General features: G+C 67.9%; 18 protein-coding genes and 1 pseudogene. 10 read left to right on the forward strand and 9 right to left on the reverse strand.

Features of this window, described 5'->3' with window-relative positions; genetic code table 11:
* Nucleotides 1–78: 78 nt before the first annotated feature.
* On the reverse strand, nt 79–1899 hold the full coding sequence (locus tag FFS49_RS06115; protein ID WP_224755726.1) for a sensor domain-containing diguanylate cyclase: 1821 nt from the start codon (nt 1897–1899) through the stop codon (nt 79–81).
* 327 nt (nt 1900–2226) lie between these two features.
* Nucleotides 2227–3027 carry an SDR family oxidoreductase gene (locus FFS49_RS06120; RefSeq protein WP_105815302.1) on the reverse strand — a complete coding sequence of 267 codons (801 nt, stop codon included), beginning with the start codon at nt 3025–3027 and terminating at the stop codon, nt 2227–2229.
* Nucleotides 3028–3163: 136 nt separating this feature from the next.
* On the opposite strand from FFS49_RS06120, the gene FFS49_RS06125 reads away from it, so the two are divergent.
* Together FFS49_RS06125 and FFS49_RS06130 are read left to right on the forward strand one after the other, a co-directional pair.
* A complete protein-coding gene (locus FFS49_RS06125) occupies nt 3164–4123 on the forward strand; it encodes a GlxA family transcriptional regulator (RefSeq protein ID WP_105815301.1) in 960 nt (319 codons plus the stop codon).
* 76 nt (nt 4124–4199) lie between these two features.
* Nucleotides 4200–5348, forward strand: a complete 1149-nt coding sequence (locus FFS49_RS06130) for an epoxide hydrolase family protein (protein WP_105815300.1) — start codon at nt 4200–4202, stop codon at nt 5346–5348.
* A gap of 93 nt (nt 5349–5441) precedes the next feature.
* Here the strand turns inward: FFS49_RS06130 and FFS49_RS06135 are convergent, their stop codons facing one another.
* Nucleotides 5442–5933, reverse strand: coding sequence for a 2,4'-dihydroxyacetophenone dioxygenase family protein (locus tag FFS49_RS06135; RefSeq protein WP_137950997.1), 492 nt, complete (start codon nt 5931–5933; stop codon nt 5442–5444).
* A gap of 168 nt (nt 5934–6101) precedes the next feature.
* On the opposite strand from FFS49_RS06135, the gene FFS49_RS06140 reads away from it, so the two are divergent.
* Genes FFS49_RS06140 through FFS49_RS06150 form a run of 3 tightly spaced genes read left to right on the forward strand, consistent with a single transcriptional unit; the run spans nt 6102 to nt 8190 of the window.
* Nucleotides 6102–6572 carry a MarR family transcriptional regulator gene (locus FFS49_RS06140; RefSeq protein WP_105815298.1) on the forward strand — a complete coding sequence of 157 codons (471 nt, stop codon included), beginning with the start codon at nt 6102–6104 and terminating at the stop codon, nt 6570–6572.
* Nucleotides 6573–6619: 47 nt separating this feature from the next.
* Nucleotides 6620–6955, forward strand: coding sequence for a hypothetical protein (locus FFS49_RS06145; RefSeq protein ID WP_105815297.1), 336 nt, complete (start codon nt 6620–6622; stop codon nt 6953–6955).
* On the forward strand, nt 6952–8190 hold the full coding sequence (locus tag FFS49_RS06150; RefSeq protein ID WP_071332649.1) for an MFS transporter: 1239 nt from the start codon (nt 6952–6954) through the stop codon (nt 8188–8190). Before FFS49_RS06145 ends, FFS49_RS06150 begins: the two co-directional genes overlap by 4 nt.
* A gap of 82 nt (nt 8191–8272) precedes the next feature.
* Here the strand turns inward: FFS49_RS06150 and FFS49_RS06155 are convergent, their stop codons facing one another.
* Nucleotides 8273–9223 carry a LysR family transcriptional regulator gene (locus FFS49_RS06155; protein WP_071332648.1) on the reverse strand — a complete coding sequence of 317 codons (951 nt, stop codon included), beginning with the start codon at nt 9221–9223 and terminating at the stop codon, nt 8273–8275.
* A 105-nt stretch (nt 9224–9328) separates the two neighbouring features.
* Between FFS49_RS06155 and FFS49_RS06160 the strand changes: the two genes are divergently transcribed.
* Nucleotides 9329–10684 carry an aspartate aminotransferase family protein gene (locus FFS49_RS06160; RefSeq protein ID WP_039367245.1) on the forward strand — a complete coding sequence of 452 codons (1356 nt, stop codon included), beginning with the start codon at nt 9329–9331 and terminating at the stop codon, nt 10682–10684.
* Nucleotides 10685–10734: 50 nt separating this feature from the next.
* Entirely contained in the window at nt 10735–12252 is a 1518-nt protein-coding gene (locus tag FFS49_RS06165) for a CoA-acylating methylmalonate-semialdehyde dehydrogenase (RefSeq protein WP_039367248.1), read from the forward strand.
* Nucleotides 12253–12410: 158 nt separating this feature from the next.
* Here FFS49_RS06165 and FFS49_RS06170 read toward each other — a convergent pair whose 3' ends face one another.
* The 3 genes and pseudogenes from FFS49_RS06170 to FFS49_RS06180 all read right to left on the reverse strand — a co-directional run bounded on the left by FFS49_RS06170 (nt 12411) and on the right by FFS49_RS06180 (nt 14319).
* Nucleotides 12411–12785, reverse strand: a complete 375-nt coding sequence (locus tag FFS49_RS06170) for a hypothetical protein (RefSeq protein WP_021159211.1) — start codon at nt 12783–12785, stop codon at nt 12411–12413.
* Nucleotides 12786–13081: 296 nt separating this feature from the next.
* Nucleotides 13082–13225 (reverse strand): annotated as a pseudogene (locus tag FFS49_RS43060) (EamA/RhaT family transporter); the annotation flags it as partial.
* Between the two features lie 158 nt (nt 13226–13383).
* Nucleotides 13384–14319 (reverse strand): AraC family transcriptional regulator, encoded by a 936-nt coding sequence (locus FFS49_RS06180; RefSeq protein WP_105815295.1) that lies wholly within the window; start codon nt 14317–14319, stop codon nt 13384–13386.
* Between the two features lie 87 nt (nt 14320–14406).
* Between FFS49_RS06180 and FFS49_RS06185 the strand changes: the two genes are divergently transcribed.
* Both FFS49_RS06185 and FFS49_RS06190 read left to right on the forward strand, forming a co-directional pair.
* Nucleotides 14407–15834, forward strand: coding sequence for a cytochrome P450 (locus tag FFS49_RS06185; protein ID WP_105815417.1), 1428 nt, complete (start codon nt 14407–14409; stop codon nt 15832–15834).
* Between the two features lie 208 nt (nt 15835–16042).
* Nucleotides 16043–16348, forward strand: a complete 306-nt coding sequence (locus FFS49_RS06190; RefSeq protein ID WP_105815416.1) for a panthothenate synthetase — start codon at nt 16043–16045, stop codon at nt 16346–16348.
* 80 nt (nt 16349–16428) lie between these two features.
* Here the strand turns inward: FFS49_RS06190 and FFS49_RS06195 are convergent, their stop codons facing one another.
* Together FFS49_RS06195 and FFS49_RS06200 are read right to left on the reverse strand one after the other, a co-directional pair.
* Nucleotides 16429–16812: a hypothetical protein gene (locus FFS49_RS06195; protein WP_105815294.1), complete on the reverse strand. Its 384-nt coding sequence runs from the start codon at nt 16810–16812 to the stop codon at nt 16429–16431.
* A gap of 138 nt (nt 16813–16950) precedes the next feature.
* Nucleotides 16951–17751: a helix-turn-helix transcriptional regulator gene (locus tag FFS49_RS06200; RefSeq protein ID WP_071332643.1), complete on the reverse strand. Its 801-nt coding sequence runs from the start codon at nt 17749–17751 to the stop codon at nt 16951–16953.
* Nucleotides 17752–17892: 141 nt separating this feature from the next.
* Between FFS49_RS06200 and FFS49_RS06205 the strand changes: the two genes are divergently transcribed.
* Nucleotides 17893–19299: an APC family permease gene (locus FFS49_RS06205; protein WP_105815293.1), complete on the forward strand. Its 1407-nt coding sequence runs from the start codon at nt 17893–17895 to the stop codon at nt 19297–19299.
* Nucleotides 19300–19340 lie beyond the last annotated feature (41 nt).

The following is a 19340-nucleotide window of genomic DNA, read 5'->3' on the forward strand; positions in this document are numbered from 1 at the left end:
TACGGAAACAGCCCGGGCAGGGGCGCCGGCCTGCACGATCGGTCTGCGCAACGGAGGCGAGCGCTGCCTGCCCGAAATCTACGCCCGATACACCTCGATCCGGTTGCGGCCGCGCTCCTTCGCGAGATAGAGCGCCTTGTCGGCGCGCGACAGCGGCTGGTAGGCGCCGAAGTCCGACGCCCGCATCGCGTCGATGCCGATGCTGACGGTCAGCGTGACCTGCTGGTCCTCGTGCATGAGCCGCGCCTGCATCGTGCGCTGCTGCACGCGCTGCGCGAAGGCCAGCGCGCGGTCGAGATCCGCGCCCGGCAGCACGATCGCGAATTCCTCGCCGCCGACGCGTCCGACGATGCCGTCCGGCCCGGTTTCCGCAAGCAGCAGCCGCGCGAAATGCCTGAGCGCGCGGTCGCCGACCGGGTGGCCCCAACGATCGTTCAGCGCCTTGAAGTGATCGAGATCGAGCATCAGCACCGCGGCGGCGTGGCCGGTCGTGCGCACGGCGCGCAGCGCGGCTTCGCTTTGCCGCATGAACGCATGGCGGTTCGACAGTTGCGTCAGGTGGTCGGTCGTGGCCATCCGGTGCAGTTCGGCCTCGATGTGCTTGCGGTCGGTCGCGTCGGTGATGAAGCCGTGCCACACGGTGCCGCCGTCGGGCGTGCGCTGCGGGCGCGCATCGCCTTCGCGCCAGCGCAGGCCCTGGCCCGGCAGCAGCACGCGATAGTCGAGGCGCCACGGCGTCAGTCGCACCGACGAGTCGTGCAGCGACAGCCGGTAGGCGACCAGGTCGGCCGGATGGATGCGCGTCTCGACCGCCTCCGCGCTGCCGGCGATCTGCTCGGGCGTCAGTTCGTAGATGTCGCTGACACCCGCGCTCGCGTACGAAAAGAAGCGGCGCCCGTCGGGCGTCTGTCGCAGCTGGAACACGAGCCCGGGAACCTGGTCGGTGAGGTCCGTGACGAGCGCGGCCGAGTCGCGCAATCGCGCGGCGAGCTCGCGCAACGCGGTGATGTCGGTGGTCGTCCCGACCATCCGGAGCGCGCGGCCGTGGCTGTCGCGTTCGATCACCTTGCCGCGGCTGCGGATCCATTTGTACGAGCCGTCCTTGCAGCGGATGCGGTGCTCGACCGCGTAGTGGTCGGTGCGGTGCTCGAAGTGCGCGAGCATCGCGGCCTTCACGTCGGCGACGTCGTCCGGATGCAGCCGTTCGTACGCTTCCTCGATCCGCGTGCTGAGCTCGTGCGGCGCGTAGCCGAGCAGCGCCTTCCAGGCCGGCGAGTAATGAATCTCGCCGGTTTCCACGTTGCGATCCCACACGCCGGTGCCGCTTTCGGTGAGCGCGAGCGTGGTCAGCGTGCTGTGTTCCTCGACGGTGCGGAGGCGTTCGCGCAAGGTCACGGTTTCGATCGCGCGGCCCAGCGCACTCGAGGCAAGTGTGGCGAGGTCACGTAGCAGCGCACGTTGCGTGGCATCGAGCGCCGGGGTTTTATCGTCCACGACGCACAGCGTGCCGAAGGTCGCGCCATCGGGCGCGGCGACTTCGCAGGCCGCGACGACCCGCGACGCGTGATGCGCACCGTCGTTGCGTTGCCCGCTGGCATGCGCGCGCCACGGGGCGAACCGCGAAGCGGCGGCCGGCGCCGGCTCGGCTTCGGGCGGCAAGAGATCGGCGGCCAGCGGGTCGGGAAGCGGGTCGGGCAATGCGCCGTCGGCGGCCAGCACGCGTTGCGCATCGGCGTCGGCGCGCGCGATGAACGCGCCGGCCGCGCCGAAATGAGCACGCGCGACTCGGCAGACGGTGTCCAGTTCAGGCAGGGGCGGGAGCGCGGGCAGACGGTCGGCCGACCCGCGTGCGGAGGCCGGCGCGTCGCCGGTCTCGGTGATGAACATACGGGCCTGCATGGTCGAATTCCGCAACGGACGATTGCCCTCGTGATCGGACGAATGCCGGTCGAACGAGGTCGCTTGGGGACTGCAATCGCAGAGCTTACTGTTGCGCGGAATGCGTGGCAAGCGAACCGGAATCGTCGGTCGGCGCGCGACATTTATGCCGACCGGGAAATAATCCGGCGCGTGTTTCCGCAGACAAATTCACCCATCCGCATCTGCCCGTAAGCGTGCCGCGGAACCCCGGATGATGGCGGCCGGTTCGCCGCGTATCACCGGGTTCCGCAACTGCTCCCAGGGTTCGACGTGCGTGGTGCTTGCGACCTGCGAGGCGTAGCGTGATCAGCCTGCCGTCGAATAGCGCGGCGCGGGCGTGTCGGCCGACAGGTGCGGCGCCATCGTGCGGCGCGCGGCCTCGTACGCGGCCCATTCGTCACCCGCGTGCAGCGACGGGATCGTCACGAGTTCGCCACGATCGAAGCCGACCAGCGCCGCGTCGACCATGTCGGTCGCCGACATCACGATTTCCTTCGGCAGGTGCTCGAGCGGCAGGCCGCCCGTCTGCCAGAAATCGGTGGCGGTCGCGCCGGGAAGCACGGCCTGCACCTGCACGCCCTTGTCGGCGAGTTCGTGATGCAGCGACTGGCTGAACGCGAGCACGAACGCCTTGCTGCCGCCGTACACGCCGTTCAGCGTTTCCGGCGAGATCGCGACGATCGACGAAATGTTGATCACCGCGCCGTTGCCGCGGGCGATGAAGCCGGGCACGGCCGCATAGGTGAGGCGCGTCAGCGCGGTTACGTTCAGGTCGATCATCCGCGTCATCGCGTCGACGTCGCTGTCGAGCAGCGGCGTGTGCGTGCCGATGCCCGCGTTGTTCACGAGCAGCGTGATGCTCGCATCCTGCTTCAGCTCCGCCTCGACGGCGGCGAGTGCGGCGCGGTCGTTGAGGTCGGCGTCGACGATCTCGACGCTGCGCTGCGTATCGTTCGTGATGCGGTCGGCGAGGGCGGCCAGGCGGTCGCGGTTGCGCGCGACCAGGATCAGGTCGTAGCCGCGGCGCGCGAGGCGGTCCGCGTAGACGGCGCCGATGCCCGACGAGGCGCCGGTAATGAGGGCGGTACCGCGATGTGCTTGCGTCATGAGGTGCTCCGTTTCGATGGAAATGGCCGGATGGCGTGAAGCCATTCTGGTCTCGAATCGCTGCGACACAAATGACGTAGATGGGTATGATTCAGGACATCGGGCCGACCCCTTCGCCCGGGACGGGAGAACCCACATGCACCGCATCGGCTTTCTGATCAGCGACGGCTTTCAGATCATGGCGCTCGCCGCGCAATCGGTGTTCGAGTACGCGAACATGGGCATGAGCGAGCCGTTCTACGTGATGGCCAACTATTCGGTCGACGGCGGCGACGTGCGCTCGTCGCTCGGGCTGCCGGTCGCCACGCGCGCGCTGCGCGGGCGGATCGCCGTCGATACGTGGATCGTCGCGGGCGTCAACGATCCGCTCGCTTCGCCGGCGCCGGCCGGCGTCGTCGCGTTCCTGCGCCGCACCAGCGCACGTGCGCGACGGATCGCCGGCATCTGCACGGGCGCGTTCGTGCTGGCCGAAGCCGGGCTGCTCGCGCAGCGCCGCGCGACGACGCACTGGGCGTTCGGCCGCGACATGCAGCGGTGCTATCCGGAGATCCGCGTCGAGGACGACCGGATCTACATCGTCGACGGCCCGATCTGGACGTCGGCCGGGATGACGGCCGGGCTCGACCTCGCACTCGCGATGGTCGAAAAGGATCTCGGCGCCGATGCCGCCCGATCGGTCGCGCACAAGCTCGTGATGCACCAGCGGCGCGCCGGCGGCCAGTCGCAGCATTCTGAAATGCTGGAACTCGCGCCGAAATCCGACCGGATCCAGGACGCACTGAACTACGCGCGGCAGAACCTCGGCCGCGCGCTGAGCGTCGAGGATCTCGCCGAAGCGGTCCACCTGAGCCCGCGCCAGTTCAGCCGCGTGTTCACGCACGAAACGGGGCAGTCGCCGGCGAAGGCGATCGAGCGGCTGCGTCTGGAGGGGGCGCGACTGATGATCGAGCAGAGCCGCCATTCGCTCGACGTGATCGCGAAGGAAAACGGCTTTCGCGACCGTCGCCACATGCGCGAGGCGTTCGTGCGCGGATTCGGCGTCCCGCCGCAGGCGATGCGGCGCGAAGCGCGTGCGGAGGAGCGGGACACGGGCTGACACCCGTGGGCGCGAGGCGCCTGCAGCCAGCGGAAAAATCGCGCAGAATCTCCGGCACGTTTCGAGAGGAGACATCATGCACGCCGAGCCGTTCGACATTGCGATACCCGATCACGCGCTGGATGACCTGCGTCGGCGCCTGCGCGCCCGTCGCCCGCCGATGCTCACGCCCGCCGAGCCGTGGCAGCAGGGCGTGGACGGCGCGTGGCTGAGCGAATTGACCGGGTACTGGGCCGAGCGCTTCGACTGGCGTGCGGTGGAGCGTGCGCTGAACCGGTTGCCGCAGTTCGTCGCGGATGCAGGCGGGCAGCGCGTGCATTTCATCCATCGGCGTGGGGCGGGACCGAAACCTTATCCGCTCGTCATCACGCACGGGTGGCCGGGTTCCGTGTTCGAATTCGACGCGCTGATCGATCGCCTGTGCGACCCGGCGGCATTCGGCGGTGATCCTGACGACGCATTCGACGTGGTCGTCCCGTCGCTGCCCGGTTTCCTGTTCTCGCCCGCGCCAACGGCGCCCGGCATGTCGGCATTGCAGGTCGCCGACTGCTGGGCGGCGTTGATGTCCGGCCTCGGCTATCGACGCTTCGGCGCACAAGGCGGCGATCTCGGCGCAGGCGTGTCGATCGCGCTCGGCGCGCGGCATGCCGACAGGGTGGACGGCATTCATCTGAATTACCTGCCCGGCAGCTACGAACCGCCGACCGACGCGGCTGCGCCGCTGACCGACGACGAACGGGCCTTCCTGACGCAGCGCGGCGAATGGGCCGCGCTGGAAGGCGGATACGCGCATATGCACATGACGAAGCCGCAGACGCTGGCCGTCGCGCTCAACGATTCGCCGGCCGGACTGGCCGCCTGGATCGCCGAGAAATTCCGTGCGTGGAGCGATTGCGACGGCGACGTCGCACGGCGGTTTTCGCATGATGCGCTGCTGACCGGCATCTCGCTCTACTGGTTCACCGGCTGCATCGGCTCATCCATGCAGATGTATTGGGAAAACCGCCTGCAGCCCATGCGCTTCGCAGCCGGGCAACGCGTGACGGTGCCTGTCGCGTTCGCGCGCTTTCCGAAGGAAATCAGCCGTCCGCCGCGCAGCTTGCTCGAACGCGTGTTCGACGTCGTGCAATGGACCGACATGCCGAGCGGCGGCCATTTCGCGGCGATGGAAGAGCCGGATCGGCTGGCCGACGACATTCGGACGTTTTTCCGGCGTTTTCGGTGATGATCGGGTCGGCCGGCGAAGCGCGCCGGCGGCCATCCGGTCGACAGGAAGCGCGAGCGCCACGCGGATCGTGACGCGACGATGGCGCGTGCGCTACCGCGTGACGAACGGCGCGGCGTCGTCCGGCGCCGTACGCGCATGCTTGCGCGGGCGCAGCAGCGCGACGCGGCAGTTCTCGCGCGCGGTTTCGCGGCCGTCGTCGTCGAGCAGCACGAGATCGCCGCGCATCACGTTGAGCGTGATCACATCCTCACCCGGCGCGCCGAGCGTTTCCGGCGTATGCACCGAGCCGGCCGGTTCGAGCACCGTCGAGCCGGCGTGCGCCACCCAGTCGTATTCGCGGTAGCGCCACGCCCCCTGCAACGTATGGACGAACACCTCGCCTTCATGACGGTGGCGCGGCAGCGTGCCGCCGGCCGGCATCTTCAGCAGCGCGGTGAGGGTGTCCTCGGCCGCATTGATGTGCAGGTACTTGATCGCCAGCCCCGGCAGGTCGGCGCTCATCGGCAGCCACGGCAGCGCATCGCCGGGCAGGCACGAGATCGGCGGCAGGTCGTTGGAGAGCGGGGCGGACGGCTGCGTCATGGCGGGCGGCGGAGCGGAAATGGGGAGCCCGCATTATCGCAGAGCCGGCTCGCGCAGCCGAACGGGACGTTTCGCATCGGCACGCGCGCATGCGACGACGCGCGCCTTACAGCTTGAAATGTGCAGCTAAACTGTACAGTTTGACTGTATATCTGCTATCTTGATTTCATGAACACGCCATTGCCTCCCTCCGAAGCGCTCCCGCTGGCCGGCCTGGCCGGCGAACTCCGCATCTCGGTCGGCAAGCTGATGCGGCGGATGCGGGAGCAGGTCCACCCGAACGACCTCACGTCATCGCAGAAATCGGTGCTGTTGCGGCTCGACCGCGACGGCCCCGCGACCGTGTCGGCGCTCGCGCGCGCCGAAAGCGTGCGCCCGCAGTCGATGCGCGTGACGGTCGCGACGCTCGAGGCGCTCGGCGCCGTCAGCGGCGAGCCCGATCCCACCGACGGCCGGCAGACGCTGATCGCGCTCACGCCCGGTTTCCGCAAGGCGCTGCAGGCCAACCGCGCGGCCAAGGACGACTGGCTGTTCCGCGCGCTGCATGCGCAACTGTCGGAGGCCGAGCAGGCCGAGCTCGCGTCGGCCGTGAAGCTGCTGCAGCGGCTCGCCGAATTCCAGGAACCGCCGCGTTCGTAACCTCCATCCACCCGCATCGACCCGTTCGCCGAAAGGACCACCCGCACATGAACCTCACGCATCTCGTGTCGTACTTCTTCGGCGGCGCGTTTTTCGCGAACGTCGTGCCGCATCTCGTCAGCGGGTTGCGCGGCGAGCCGTTCCAGACCCCGTTTGCGAATCCGCCGGGGCGCGGGTTGTCGTCGTCCACGGTAAATGTCGTGTGGGGCGTCGCAAACCTGCTGATGGCTTATGTGCTGGTGTGCCGGGTCGGCGATTTCGACCTCCGGGTGGCGGCTGACGCGGCAGCGTTCGGCCTCGGCATCCTCGCGCTCGGCCTGTTCCTCGCGCGGCACTTCGGCGAGCTGCACGGCGGCAACGAGCCCGACCGGGAGCGGCCGTGAGCGTGCCGGCGGCGGGCGTCTTCCGCTCGCTTCGCAGCTTCAACTATCGCGTGTGGGCGATCGGCTCGCTCGTGTCGAACATCGGCACGTGGATCCAGCGCACCGCGCAGGACTGGCTCGTCCTCACGCAGCTCACGCATCACGACGCGTCGGCCGTGGGCATCGTGATGTCGCTGCAGTTCGGCCCGCAGCTTCTGCTGCTGCCGTGGACGGGTTACGCGGCCGACCGTTTCGACCAGCGCAAGCTGCTGATGGCGACGCAGGCGCTGATGGGCGGGCTCGCGCTCCTGCTGGGGCTGCTGACGGTGACCGGCGTCGCGCAGCTGTGGCACGTGTATCTGTTCGCGTTCCTGTTCGGCTGTGCGTCGGCGTTCGATGCGCCGGTGCGGCAGACGTTCGTTGCCGAGCTGGTCGCCGATCGGGAGCTGGCGAACGCCGTCGCGCTCAATTCGACGTCGTTCAACGCGGCGCGGATGATCGGGCCGGCAGCGGCCGGCTTCATCATCGCGTCGGTCGGCACCGGCTGGGCGTTCCTGCTCAACGGGCTCAGCTTCGTGGCGGTGCTGGCGTCGTTGTCGATGCTGCGTGCCGACGAGCTGCGTGCCCATGCGCGGGCTGATCGCGCGCGCGGCAGCCTGCTCGACGGGTTCCGTTACGTGTGGCAGCGCCCGGACCTGAAAGCGATCCTCGTGATGCTGTTCCTGATCGGCACGTTCGGGCTCAATTTCCCGCTGTTCATCTCGACGATGGCGGCCAGCGTGTTTCATGTCGACGCGCGCGGCTTCGGCGTGCTGTCGTCGATGATGGCCGTCGGCACGATCAGCGGCGCGTTGCTTGCGGCGCGTCGCGACCGGCCGCGCTTCCGGCATCTGTGGATCGGCGCGGCGCTGTTCGGGCTCGGCTGCACGCTGGCCGCGCTGGCGCCGGGCTACTGGCTGTTCGCCGCCGCGCTCGTGCTGACCGGGATCGCGGCGATCACCTTCATGAACTCGACCAACAGCCTCGTGCAGCTGTCGACCGAGCCGGCGATGCGTGGCCGCGTGATGGCGCTGCGTCTCGCGGTGGCGCTCGGCGGCACGCCGATCGGCGCGCCGGTGGCCGGCTGGGTCGCGAATCATCTCGGCCCGCGCTGGGCGCTCGGCGTCGGCGCAATGTCGGGATTTGCGGCGGCACTGGTCGCGACGCATTTCATGAAGCGGATGCGTGCGCAGGCGGGCAGGGGCGAGGGGGGCTGACTGACCGCTGAACCGTCGCAGGCTGCGTAGCCGACTACTTCGCCAATCAGCCAGCCACTCAGCCAATCAGCCGCGACAGTCGTTACGCAGCCGGCCGCGCCGCCGCATGCGCGGCTTCGAGACACGACTGAAACAGCAACGCGGCCCGCGACGGCCGCGGCGAGCGCCGCAGCAGGCTCACGAACCGGCACCGGTAATTGAACCGGTGCGGCGCGATCGGCTGCATCAGCCCCTTGTTTTCGAAGCTTTCCGCGTAATGATCGGGGAGGAAGCCGAGATAGCGGCCGGACAGGATCAGCGTCGCGATCGACTCCTGGTCCGACGCGGTCGCGCTGCGCGTGAGCTTCGCGCGATGGCTCAGCTCCATGTTCGGCGAATGGAAGCCGAGGCCCGCAAACGCATGGTTGCCGATCGTCGTCCACGTGAGCTTGCCGTGCGGTGCATCGTAGAGCGGATGCTGGCGGCCGCAGTAGAGCAGCATCCGTTCGTCGAACAGCTCCGAATACACGAGGCTGCCCGAGTTGCGGTGCGCGGGAATGATCCCGACCTGATAGCTGCCGTCGATGATCCCGCGCTCGACCTCGTTGATCGACGCGACATGCAGGTTCAGCGCGACGTCGGGCGCTTCGTCGGCGAACTGGCGGATCGCGTCGCCGAGCCGCGCGTTCGCGTTGGTGGCCGTCTTGTCGAATACCGCGATGTGCAGTTCGCCGCCCATCCGGTCGTGAATGCCGTCGATCCTGCTGCGAAATGCTTCCATCGACGCGAGCAGCCGCAACGTCTCCTCGTACACCGTCTGGCCCTCGGGCGTCAGCGTGAAGCCCGCTCGGCCGCGCCGGCACAGCACGAGGCCGAGGCGCGTTTCCAGATCCTTCACGTGCCGGCTGATCGTCGAGATGCCGATATTCAGTTCCAGTTCGGCGGCCGCCATCCCGCCGCACTGCACGACGCCCTTGAAGACCCGCAGCAGGCGGAGATCCATGTCGCTGAGCTGCCCGAGCAGCGCGCGACTCTTCGGTTTCTTTGCTTGCATAGATGCGCAAGTGAACATTGATATTGCGATATTCAAAAGACTAATTGGCCTACCGACAATGCGCAATATCAACATAAGGAGGAGGGGCGCCCCGCGCCGACCGACATGACCGACATCACCACCGCCCAGCAGGACGAAACCAACCTCCGCACCGACGCCGCGTGGCTCGACGCGCACTGGATGCCGTTCACGGCCAACCGCCAGTTCAAGGCCGATCCGCGCATGATCGTGTCGGGCAAGGGCGCGTATTACACGGACGCCGAAGGCCGCAAGATCTTCGACGGCCTGTCGGGTCTCTGGTGCACGGGCCTCGGTCACGGCCGCACGGAAATCGTCGAAGCCGTGAGCCGCCAGGTCGCGCAGCTCGACTACGCGCCGGCATTCCAGTTCGGCCATCCGAAATCGTTCGAGCTCGCGAACAGGATCAAGGACCTGACGCCCGCCGGCCTCGACTACGTGTTCTTCACGGGTTCGGGCTCGGAAGCGGCCGATACCTCGCTGAAGCTCGCCCGCGCTTACTGGCGCGCGAAAGGCAAGGGCACGAAGACGCGCCTGATCGGCCGCGAGAAGGGCTATCACGGCGTGAACTACGGCGGCATCTCGGTCGGCGGGATCGGGCCGAACCGCAAGCTGTTCGGCCAGGGGATCGACGCCGATTTCCTGCCGCACACGCAACTGGCCGAGAACAAGTTCTCGCGCGGCATGCCCGAGCACGGCGCCGAGCTGGCCGATCGCCTGCTCGACCTGATCGCGCTGCACGACGCATCGAACATCGCAGCCGTGATCGTCGAGCCGTTCTCCGGTTCGGCGGGCGTGGTCGTGCCGCCGAAGGGCTATCTGAAGCGGCTGCGCGACATCTGTACCGCGCACGACATCCTGCTGATTTTCGACGAAGTCATCACCGGCTTCGGCCGGGCCGGCGCGATGACGGGCGCCGACGCGTTCGGCGTGGTGCCGGACATCATGAACTTCGCGAAGCAGGTGACGAACGGCGTGCAGCCGCTCGGCGGCGTGATCGCGACGAAGGAAATCTACGACACGTTCATGGCCGCGGGCGGCCCCGAGTACATGCTCGAGTTCCCGCACGGCTACACGTATTCGGCACACCCGGTGGCCTGCGCGGCCGGCGTCGCGGCGCTCGACCTGCTGGTGAAGGAAGACGCGGTAGCCCGCGTGCGCGATCTCGCGCCGCATTTCGAAGCCGCGGTGCACGGGCTGAAGGGCCAGCGCCACATCACCGACATCCGCAACTACGGGCTGGCCGCCGGCCTGACGATCGCGGCGCTGCCGGGCGAGCCGGCGCGGCGCCCGTACGAGATCGCGATGCGCTGCTGGGCGAAGGGCTTCTACGTGCGCTACGGCGGCGACACGATCCAGCTCGCGCCGCCGTTCATCTCGGAGAAGCGCGAGATCGACAACCTGGTCAACGCGTTGTCCGATGCACTGAACGAAGTGGACTGAGCCGCCGCGCGCCTCCCGCGATCACCGAATTCACGAAAGAGCCTCAACTGATGAAACACGACAGCAACGTAACCTCCACCGTCGGCCACCTGATCGACGGCAAGCGCGTCGACGGCGGCAGCCGTGTCCAGCCGGTGTTCGACCCGGCCACCGGCGAATCGCACAAGAGCGTCGCGCTCGCCGACAAGCTGACCGTCGAAGCCGCGATCGCGTCCGCGCAGGCCGCGTTCCCGGCGTGGCGCAATACGCCGCCGCTGAAGCGCGCCCGCGTGATGAGCCGCTTCAAGACGCTGCTCGAAGAGCATGCCGACGAGCTGTGCGCGCTGATCACCGCCGAGCACGGCAAGGTGCTCGCCGATGCGATGGGCGAACTGCAGCGCGGGATCGAGAACGTCGAATATGCAACCTACGTGCCCGAGCTGCTGAAAGGCGAGCACAGCAAGAACGTCGGCCCCGCGATCGATTCGTGGAGCGAGTTCCAGGCGCTCGGCGTCGCGGCCGGCATCACGCCGTTCAACTTTCCGGTGATGGTACCGCTGTGGATGTGGCCGATGGCCGTCGCATGCGGCAACACGTTCGTGCTGAAGCCGTCGGAGCGTACGCCGTCGTCCACGTTGCGCATGGCCGAGCTGGCGCTCGAGGCCGGCCTGCCGCCGGGCGTGCTGAACGTCGTGAACGGCGACAAGGAAGCGGTCGACACGATCCTGACCGACCCGCGCGTGAAGGCGGTGAGCTTCGTCGGCTCGACGCCGATCGCCGAATACATCTATTCGACCGGCTGCGCGCACGGCAAGCGCGTGCAGGCGCTCGGCGGCGCGAAGAACTTCGCGGTGGTGATGCCGGACGCCGACATCGGCAACGCGGTGAACGCGCTGATGGGCGCGGCATACGGCTCGTGCGGCGAGCGATGCATGGCGATTCCGCTGGTCGTCGCGATCGGCGACGAGACGGGCGACCAGGTCGTCGCGGGCCTGAAGGCCGAGATCGAGAAGATGAAGGTCGGCCCGGGCAACGGCGCGGGCGTCGACATGGGCCCGCTCGTCACGCAGCAGCATTTCGAGAAGGTGACGGGCTTCGTCGAGGCCGGCGTGGAAGCGGGCGCGACGCTCGTCGTCGACGGCCGCAGCGTGAAGGTCGACGGTCACGACGGTGGTTACTATCTCGGCCCGTGCCTGTTCGACAACGTGAAGCCCGGCATGCCGATCTACCAGCACGAGATTTTCGGGCCCGTGCTCGGCGTGATCCGGCTGAAGTCGCTCGACGAGGCGATGGCGCTGATCGACGCGCACGAGTACGGCAACGGCACGTGCCTGTTCACGCGCGACGGCGAGGCCGCGCGCTACTTCAGCGACAACATCCAGATCGGCATGGTCGGCATCAACGTGCCGCTGCCGGTACCGGTTGCGTACCACTCGTTCGGCGGCTGGAAGCGTTCGCTGTTCGGCGACCTGCACGCGTACGGCCCGGACGCCGTGCGCTTCTACACGAAGCGCAAGACGATCACGCAGCGCTGGCCGTCGGCCGGCGTGCGCGAAGGCACCGTGTTCAGCTTCCCGTCGAACCGCTGACGCGCGACCCGGCTGCATGCGTCGTCCGCCTGCCTGATGGCGGGCAACAACGCAACGCAATGCGGCCGGCGTGACCGCGAGGAGGCCCGCCCGGATCGACGATCCGCGCGGGCTTTTTTACGTCTGCGCGGCGAGCGCGGAAGACGACGGAAGGCCGGTTACGGGGCGACCACGTGCCACATGTCCTTGAAGTTGTCGCCGTTGCGGTCGCCTTGTTTCATGTCCTTCGAGAAGAAGTACAGCGGCTTGCCCTTGTAGGCCCATTGCGGGCTGCCGTCGTCGCGCTTGACGATCGTGTAGGGCCCGACCGGAACATCGGTCGCGCTGGCCTTGTACGGTGGCCAGAAGGATTCGCATTGGCCCGTGCACGCACTGGTGCCGGCGTTGGCCTTGTCCTTGTCGAACGTGTAAACGGTCATCCCGTTCGCGGCGACGAGCGAACCGTTTTCGACTTTCGTGATCGAGCCTTGGGCCGACGCCGAAGCGGATGCGATGGCGAGCAGGGCGGAGCTGACGAGCAGCGCGGCTTTCATGGGGGCCTCCTGTAATCCGGTGGGCGGCCGCGATCGTGCACGGGCGAGCGTGCGCCAGGATCGCGATGAATGGTGCCGGAACGCGGTGCCGTTTCCGCCGGTGCGAGCGACGCTGGGTCGAATGGCGATGAACGGGGCGCTCAATTCACGATAGGCGGTTTTTGGCGGGGCTGCGAGAACATCGGGGGGCGTATCGGCCGCGCGTATGCGTCACGCAACGGCGCAGCGATCGCCGTTGTGCTCTGCTTCGGTATTTCACATCCGGCCCCGAGGGGCGCATTCCGACGTATCGGCGCGGCACACAGCATGAAGCGTTCGCCCGAGCCGAACGTGTTGCCGAAATCGGTCAGCCCGCGCAGCAATTCTCCTCGGCTGATCACGACCAGCGCGCCGAACAGCGCGATGGCGATGCCGGCCCAGCGTGACAGCGACCAGCGTTCTGAATGCGCGTAATGACCTAGGTGAGCCGATGTGAGAGGAGGGATCGACCGCAGACGGCAGGCGTGCGGAGGGGCCGCGCCCATCATGCCCGTGCGGGTCGGAACGGGTAATCGGGAACCGGTACGACAACGGTGGTCGACGCGCGACTAACCCCGCGTCACACCCACAGCCGATACATCCAGAACGATTCGTCCTCGATGAAGCGTTGCGTGAATTCGCTCGGCGAGAACCCCGTGATGCGCTTGACCTCGCGGCTCAGGTGCGCCTGGTCGGCGAACCCTTCGTCCAGCGCGAGCGTGGCCCAGTTGAACGCGGCCCCGGCTTCGAACCGGTCGCGTGCCGCAAAGAACGCGCTTTCCGTCCTGACGAGCGTTTGCCATTCGCGCAGCGATCGGCCGCTGTAGGTCTTGATACGCCGCTCGACCTGGCGCGGGCTGTGGGTATGCCGCCATTCGCGCGCCTGCAGGGCGAGGCGCTCGACCCAACTGCGTCCCGCATTGCGTAGCGACGACAGCGGCGTCGCGGGCCGTAACGCCTGCCAGCGAGGCGCAAGATGACGTTCGATCGCCGTCAGCGCATCGGCGTCGCGGTCCGCGCCGACCAGCGCATCGAGCAGCGGGTGCCAGTCGTGGCCGAGGCACGCATGTGCGTCGAGCACGCGGTCGTGGATGTCCGCCAGCGCGATGCCGAACAGCGCCCGTGCCGCATCGGCGGTGAAGCAGATCATGCCGATTCGTCCGCCCGTCGGCGCCCAGGCCACGGTAGGGGCCGAATGGCTGCCCGACAGCGTCACTGCGGCACCGAAGGGGCGCCACCGGGGCCCGTCGGCCGTGGGTTCGACGAAGCCCACGTCGAGATCCCGATACCACGACACGCATACGAGCGGCGTGGCCGGAAAATGCGAGAGCCGCTGCGCGTCGCTCAATGCGATCCCGCGCGTGTCGTGCAACACGATCGCGACCACCGCGCCCTGCAGGGCGGCCGGCGCGGGGTACAGCCGTCCATGCGGCGACCGCCCGTCGCTCGGCGCGCGAGGGGCGCGTGCCAGCGGATCGGGGCATGACAGCGGGATCGATGACGGGTCGGAGAACATGACGCTGGAGTATAGGGAGCGGCCCGACGCGTGTCGATGTCGTTTGCGTTCAAGACCGCCGGCATGCCGGTGCGGACAATCCGTCCCATGAACACCCGATCCACATCCTCATGTCCATTCCATGCGGGCGCTGCTGCGGTGGCGCCCGTGCTTCACCCGCCCGGCGTATGGCCGCCGGGGCCGCGTGCCGGCCTGACGGGTTGGGGGCTGCTGCGCGCGATGTCGCGCGACCTGCTCGGCACGCTGGCCGGCTGGCAGCGCGCATACGGTGACGTCGTGCACGTGCGCGTGTGGCCCGAGCACGCGGTGGTGGTGACCGATCCCGCACTCGTGCGCGAACTCCTGGTCACGCATCACGATGCGATCGGGCGCTGGGAGCGTGCCGTTCGCGTGTTTGCGCAGGTCCACGGCCATAGCGTGCTGATCGCCGAAGGCGACGCGTGGCGCGACAAGCGCCAGGCGTTGCAGCCTAATTTCATGCCGAAGGCGGTGCAGACGTTCGTGCCGTCGATCGCGGCGACGGCCGGACATGCGCTCGCGCAGTGGCCCGCGCACGATCCTGACTGGCCGATCGAAAGCGCGCTGACGTCGCTGGCGATGGACGTGATCATGCGCACGATGTTCTCCAACGCGATCGGCGACGATGCACGTGCGGCCGAGGAAGCCGTGCGAGCGGTGAGCGCGGCGGCCAACGCCGATTTTTACTGGCCCGCGAGCACGCCGGACTGGGTGCCGTGGAAGCGCGGCAAGGCTCGGGCGATGGCCGTGCTGAACGGGCTGATCGACCGGCAACTGCATGCGCGTCTCGACCTGCCTGAGCGTGCGTGGCCCGACGATCTGCTGTCGCGCCTGTTGCGGCTGCATCGGGACGACGCGCGGCGATGGCCGTTGCAGGCCGTGCACGACGAATGCATGACCGCGTTCCTCGCCGGCCACGAGACGACGGCCGGGGCACTGACCTGGTGGGCGTGGTGCATGGCAACGAATCCGGCGGCGCAGGCCGCCGCGCGCGATGAAGTGTCGCGCGTGCTGGGCGGTTGCGCACCGTCCGCCGAGACGCGATCGTCGTTACGCTACCTGACGCAAACGCTCGAGGAAACGCTGCGCCTGTATCCTTCCGCGCCGATCCTGATCAGCCGCCGCGCGGCGCGGCCGGTGGTGCTGGGGCCATGGCAGTTTCCCGCACGGACGCTGTTCATGCTGCCGCTGCAACTCATGCAGCGCGATGCGAGATGGTTCGACGCGCCCGACGTGTTTCGTCCCGAGCGCTTTGCCGACGATGTGCCGGCCGCACCGCGCGGAACCTACATGCCGTTCGGCACGGGCCCGCGCGTGTGTCTCGGGCAGCATCTGGCCATGACGGAAATGACGGTCGTCGCGGCGATGATCCTGCAGCGCTACGCGTTGTCGGCGCCGCCCGGCGGGGTGCCGCCGCGGCCGGTGCTGAACGTGACGCTGCGGCCGGACCGGCCGCTGCATCTCGCGATCGCGCCGGCGGATGAGCGTTCCGCGTGATGCGGACGGCGCGGCCGGGGCGAGCGGGCCACTGAGTCGACGGCAGATCGAACGCGACGGCAGGCGCGGCTGATTCGCGACACGCCACGAAATCGAATCGTCGGAACGCAAATGCGTGCCAGCCGCTGTGCTCCGCGCTACTAGCGCGGCATCGCGCAGCACCTATGCTTGAAGGGCCCAGGCCGGGCGGAGACCAAGGAGGATGGTCATGCGCATGCTTCTCAACATACGAATCCCTCACGAGCCGTTCAACACGCTGGTGCGCGACGGCAGCGTCGGCGACGTGATCGGGCGAATACTCGAAGCGGTCAAGCCGGAGGCCGTGTATTTCACGGAGCAGAACGGCGGGCGCGGGGCGGTCGTGATCGTCGACGTGAACGATCCGTCGCAGATCCCGGCGCTCGCGGAGCCGTGGTTCCTGATGTTGAATGCCGACTGCGAGTTCCGCGTGGTGATGTTGCCGGACGATCTCAAGAACGCCGGGCTCGCGCAGATCGGCTCGAAGTGGAAGTAGACGTGGCGGGAAGCAGCGCATGACGATGCCCCGGCTCGAGAACGGGGAGGCGGCATGGCGCGCCGTCGTGCGCGTGCCGGTCATCGCGCCGGTTGTGACGGTCCGGCGTTCGCTGCTTCCCCGTGTTTCGGCCGCAATAGCAACAGCAGTCCGCTGAGTGCCGCAGCAGCGACGAACACGAAAAAGAACTGTTCGTTCCATTGGCGCAGGCTGTCGGACGCCACGCCGCCGTGACTCCCGGCCGACGCGCCGGCTTCCAGCAGGAACGTGAAGACGGCCGGCACCGGCGCTGAACCGAGGTAGGCCAGGAACGCGAACTGAAGCCGGCCGCGGGTCAGGATCGACCAGACGTTCTTGCCCATCAGGCAACTGACCAGCACCACCGGCGGGACGAGCACGATCGATGCGGCACTGACCGCACACAGCAGCAGCCAGCCAAGTCCGATGATCGGAATGAGCGACATGAGTCGGGGCTCCAGTTTTCGGGCAATCCTGTTGTCGACGGCGCTTGCGCATCGGTGCTAACGGCTGCCCCCGGCATGCGGCGCTTCACGGAGTGTGCCCGATTCCCCGCCGGTTGCCATCCACCGGGATCGATGCAGTCATCCGGCCGCGTCTTCCCCCAGCGCCTGGATGAAGCGCGAAAACAGCTCCGGCTGCGACGAAATCCCGAGCTTCGCGTACAGGTGCCGCCGGTGCACCTTAACCGTTTCGGGGGATATCGCGAGCCGCTCGGCAATCGCCTTCGACGAATTGCCGCGCAGCACCATTCTCGCGATCGACATCTCCCGATCGGTCAGCACGCCCGCGCCGAAGCGGGCAAGCGCCTGCTCGACCCGCGCACCGAGATCGGCATCGGGCGTCGCGCGTGCCGCATCGCCCACCAGCCGCCAGTGCTGCCGGATTGCCGCGAGCACCCACGGCATCGCGGCCGTCAGCTTGCCGAGCGGCTCGACGTCGAACCGCGCACCCGCGCCGAGCGACAGCGACAGCAGCATGTCGGCGTTCGGCCGCACGAGGATCTGGATCTCGTCGTCGCCGACCGCATCGCGGAAGTAGCTCAGGAAATATTCGCTCTGCCGGAACAGGTCGGGCGCGACTTCCTCGAGCCGGTAGCAGCCGTCGGCGAGCCCGTCGTGCGCGGCCTGCAGGAACGGGTCGAGCAGATACACGCCGTTCAGGTAGAGCGGCACGGGCGATGCGGCATCGGTGCCGCCCTTGTCGTATTCGTCGAGCACGAGCGGCACGCCGTCGGGCCCGATCGCGGTTGCAAGCGCGTTGTCGAACGGCACCATTTCATTGAGCAGCAACACCAGGAACCGCCAGAAGCGCGGCTGGCCGAGGTGATCGATTGCGCGGCCGAGCGCCTGGTGCATCGCGATTTCGGAAAAGAGACGATCCATACCACCACCGGAAGGGCGTAACACGAAGGGGGAATAGCGGTCCTGAAATTGGCTTCCTAGACTGCCACGCAATCAATCGGGCCCGAGTATGGGCGTTCAAAAATAAGTGGCAAAGGATTGACCCAAGCACAGGAGAACGAAATGGCGATGATGTCGGAATCGACGGGCACGCTGCAAGCGGCGCCTGCAACGGAAGACGCGCCGCGCGCGCTGTCGCAGACGCTCAGCGTGCGCGATGCGGTGATGATCACCGTATCGGGCGTGACGCCCGCGAGTTCGATCTTCGTGATCGCGCCGTTCGCGATCCAGCAGGCCGGTAGCGGCGCCGTGCTGTCGTTCCTGCTCGGCGGCGTACTCGCGCTGGCGTTCGCGCTCTGCTATGCGGAACTCAGCGCCGCGCACCGCAGCGCGGGCGGCGAATACGTGATGGCCAAGCGCGTGTTCGGCACGCTGCCCGGCTACCTGACCTTCATCACGGTGCTGTCCGTGAGCGTGTTCATCCCGGCGGTGCTCGCGAGCGGCGCCGCGCCGTACCTGAACAACGCGCTCGGCACGCATTTCGGCAACCAGTCGGTCGCGCTGACGATCGTGCTGGTCAGCTACCTGCTCGGCATGCTGAACATCAAGACGAACGCGTGGATCACGGGCGCGTTTCTCGTCGTCGAGATCGGCGTGCTGATGCTGATCGCGGGCCTCGGCTTCGGTTCGCCGCATCGTGGCGCCGACGCGCTGATCGCGCCCGTCGTCGCGAGCGGCAACGCGCTCGTGCCGGCGACGCTCGCCGCGATCGTCCCGGCGATCGGCACGGCGATCTTCTGCTACAACGGCTTCGGCTCGGCTGCCTATCTCGCCGAAGACCTGCGCGGCGGCAACCGCAATGTCGCGAAGGCGGTGATCTACTCGCTGCTCGTGATCCTCGTCGTCGAACTGATTCCGCTCACCGCGATCGTGCTCGGCGCACCCTCGCTGACCGAGCTGACGAAGAGCGCCGACCCGATCGGCTATGTGGTGCGTTCGCTGAGCAATCCGGCCGTGTCGCGCGTGGTCAGCGGCGGGATCTTCCTGTCGGTGTTCAACGCGATCATCGCGATCGTGATCACGATGGGCCGGCTGCTGTACAGCAGCGGCCGGCACGCGCTCTGGTCGCGCACCTGCAACCGCGCCTTCTCGACGATCCATCCGCGCTTCGAATCGCCGTGGCTCGCCACGATCGCGCTCGCGGTGCCGTCGGCCGGGCTCGTGTTCGTGTCGAGCCTCGACGAGCTGACCGCATTCACGGTCGACCTGCTGCTGCTGATCTATCTGGTCGTCGGGCTGGCCGCGCTCGCGAGCCGCTTCGTGCGTCGTGACGTCGAACATCATTACCGGATGCCGTTGTGGCCCGTGACGCCGCTCGTCGCGGTAGCCGGCGCCGCGTATACGCTCTACACCACGCTCGCAACGGCAACGAAACCCACCGACCTGATCATCATCGCGGGGCTGCTGGTCGCGGCGCTCGTGATGTATGCGGTCTGGGCGCGCCACAGCGAAGCCTTCCGCACGCTGTGAGCGGCGGATCGAAACTTGCCGTATCGAAACACTGACACACC

This window comes from Burkholderia sp. 4NA327C6, from assembly GCF_005502655.1.
Classification (GTDB): domain Bacteria; phylum Pseudomonadota; class Gammaproteobacteria; order Burkholderiales; family Burkholderiaceae; genus Burkholderia; species Burkholderia contaminans.

What these genes read in the sequence shown, in the direction of transcription:
- FFS49_RS06115 (WP_224755726.1), bottom strand. Translation starts at nt 1,899, where the DNA reads ATGCAGGCCCGTATGTTCATCACCGAGACCGGCGACGCGCCGGCCTCC.
- FFS49_RS06120 (WP_105815302.1), bottom strand. Translation starts at nt 3,027, where the DNA reads ATGACGCAAGCACATCGCGGTACCGCCCTCATTACCGGCGCCTCGTCG.
- FFS49_RS06125 (WP_105815301.1), top strand. Translation starts at nt 3,164, where the DNA reads ATGCACCGCATCGGCTTTCTGATCAGCGACGGCTTTCAGATCATGGCG.
- FFS49_RS06130 (WP_105815300.1), top strand. Translation starts at nt 4,200, where the DNA reads ATGCACGCCGAGCCGTTCGACATTGCGATACCCGATCACGCGCTGGAT.
- FFS49_RS06135 (WP_137950997.1), bottom strand. Translation starts at nt 5,933, where the DNA reads ATGACGCAGCCGTCCGCCCCGCTCTCCAACGACCTGCCGCCGATCTCG.
- FFS49_RS06140 (WP_105815298.1), top strand. Translation starts at nt 6,102, where the DNA reads ATGAACACGCCATTGCCTCCCTCCGAAGCGCTCCCGCTGGCCGGCCTG.
- FFS49_RS06145 (WP_105815297.1), top strand. Translation starts at nt 6,620, where the DNA reads ATGAACCTCACGCATCTCGTGTCGTACTTCTTCGGCGGCGCGTTTTTC.
- FFS49_RS06155 (WP_071332648.1), bottom strand. Translation starts at nt 9,223, where the DNA reads ATGCAAGCAAAGAAACCGAAGAGTCGCGCGCTGCTCGGGCAGCTCAGC.
- FFS49_RS06160 (WP_039367245.1), top strand. Translation starts at nt 9,329, where the DNA reads ATGACCGACATCACCACCGCCCAGCAGGACGAAACCAACCTCCGCACC.
- FFS49_RS06165 (WP_039367248.1), top strand. Translation starts at nt 10,735, where the DNA reads ATGAAACACGACAGCAACGTAACCTCCACCGTCGGCCACCTGATCGAC.
- FFS49_RS06170 (WP_021159211.1), bottom strand. Translation starts at nt 12,785, where the DNA reads ATGAAAGCCGCGCTGCTCGTCAGCTCCGCCCTGCTCGCCATCGCATCC.
- FFS49_RS06180 (WP_105815295.1), bottom strand. Translation starts at nt 14,319, where the DNA reads ATGTTCTCCGACCCGTCATCGATCCCGCTGTCATGCCCCGATCCGCTG.
- FFS49_RS06185 (WP_105815417.1), top strand. Translation starts at nt 14,407, where the DNA reads ATGAACACCCGATCCACATCCTCATGTCCATTCCATGCGGGCGCTGCT.
- FFS49_RS06190 (WP_105815416.1), top strand. Translation starts at nt 16,043, where the DNA reads ATGCGCATGCTTCTCAACATACGAATCCCTCACGAGCCGTTCAACACG.
- FFS49_RS06195 (WP_105815294.1), bottom strand. Translation starts at nt 16,812, where the DNA reads ATGTCGCTCATTCCGATCATCGGACTTGGCTGGCTGCTGCTGTGTGCG.
- FFS49_RS06200 (WP_071332643.1), bottom strand. Translation starts at nt 17,751, where the DNA reads ATGGATCGTCTCTTTTCCGAAATCGCGATGCACCAGGCGCTCGGCCGC.
- FFS49_RS06205 (WP_105815293.1), top strand. Translation starts at nt 17,893, where the DNA reads ATGGCGATGATGTCGGAATCGACGGGCACGCTGCAAGCGGCGCCTGCA.